At 21.2% G+C, this 1,875-nt stretch carries 2 protein-coding genes; both read left to right on the forward strand.

Annotated elements, in window-relative coordinates; translation table 11 throughout:
• Window positions 1-64: 64 nt before the first annotated feature.
• On the forward strand, window positions 65-1,582 hold the full coding sequence (locus tag R5Z65_RS10015; RefSeq protein WP_317368906.1) for a hypothetical protein: 1,518 nt from the start codon (window positions 65-67) through the stop codon (window positions 1,580-1,582).
• 74 nt (window positions 1,583-1,656) lie between these two features.
• Window positions 1,657-1,875 (forward strand): helix-turn-helix domain-containing protein (locus R5Z65_RS10300; RefSeq protein WP_369124045.1); only part of this gene is annotated, 219 nt, incomplete at its 3' end.

Raw genomic sequence — 1,875 nt, forward strand, 5'->3', positions numbered from 1 at the left:
TTGTACAATTCATTGATATAATTTAAATAATAAATTTACTAAAAGTAATATAAGGAGGATAAAGTTGAAAAAATTATTATTTTTTAAAATAGATTTTAGTTCTAAGATTTTTTTGTCAATTTTAAAATCTATGTTAATTATTATCCCTCTACCTATTATTATTCTTATTATTATGGAAATGGTTTCTTTAAATATAATAGAAGATACAATATCAAATTTTGAAAATATTATTTTTGAAAAGGTATCAGATGAAATAGAATTTACTTATGAAGATGCGTATCAGACAATATACAATATAAAAGTAGATGAGGATATAAATAAATATTTAAGGAGTAAAGAAAGAAATTATTATACAGAATATGAAATATTTAAGTCATTTAATAAAATAATTAAAAGAAATAAAAATATAGATGAAATTGCTCTCTACCTTCATAGTTATGACTATGTACTTTCTACTAATTCTGGAATGAGTACATATGACTATAAAAAAAAATACTATAAAAATTTTGATGGAGAACAGGAAAAATATAAAATAAGTAATTTATATATGTCCAGTATACATTTTTATAGAAATAGTGAAGGAAACAATATTTTAATAACCGATATAGGAGATAACAATAAATTGATTATTAAATTAAAAGATATATATATTTTAGAAAAATTGAATAATATATTTATAAATAAAAATGATAATGTATATATTATTTTAAATAATAAAATGTTAGTTTCCACAAATAGTAATAAAGATGACGATTTAGCAAAAGAGCTTACAAAATGTTATAATGAAAATAAAGATAAATTAAAAATTAAAGATTTAAATTATCATTTAAAATTTAGAGAAATTACAAAAAAAGGAATTATTTTAGTTTATGCAAAGCCTGAGAATATACAATATTTGTCTGTAAAATTCTCAAAAGCTTTAGGCATATCTTGTATTATTTTATGTATCATTTTATTATTTATAGCAGTTTTATTAACTACAAATCGTAACTATGCACCTATTAAACGTTTATTTGATATGTTAAAAGATGACGGAGATTATTTTCAAGAACTTAACTATGGAAATTTAGAGAAATATATTAAAAGCTACAAAGAGCAAAATAAAAATATGAAGATAAAGCTAAAAAAATATGAAGATGATATTAAAGAATTATATTTAGGTAAATTACTTATATCAGGATTATCTCATAGTATTTCAAAAGAGGACATAAAATTATGGGGATTTTACGGAAAATTTTATACTGTAACTATGTTTTTATTTGAAAATCAGGAAAAAGAGCAAGACTTAATAGGGGATTATAAAAAAGAAATTTTAAAAGCGTATATAGAGCAGTATTTGAAGGACTATATTTATTATATGATTGAAAATAAGTCTAATATATATTTTATTATAAATGGAAATGGAAATACTGAAGATGAATTTTATAAAGATGTTAAAAATAAAAATTTTCAATTATTAGATGAGTTTATAAAAGTTGAAAATATCTATTGCTCTACATATATAAGTAAATGTTTTAAAACATTAGATGATGTACATAAAGGGTATTACCAAGTAAATAATATGAGAAAGAAATTATATTAGAAGATGAAAAACATCAAGAAGATGTATGTTCTATTAAGAAAATACTTAACATAATAGAAGAAAATCTTTCTGATATAAATTTATCTGTTTCAAGCCTAGCAGAGCTTTCAAATATTACACCATCTTATTTATCCAGATTTTTTAAAAAGGAAATGGGGAAAGGTGTTTTAGAATTTATACACGAGTCACGTATCATAAAGGCTAAAGAGATGATGGAGGCAGATATAAATATAAAGGCTAAAGAAGTTTCAGAGATAGTAGGGTTTTCTAATATAGCAACTTTTATAAGAGTG

Origin of the sequence: uncultured Tyzzerella sp. (assembly GCF_963558545.1) — a bacterium.
GTDB lineage: Bacteria > Bacillota > Clostridia > Lachnospirales > CAG-274 > Tyzzerella.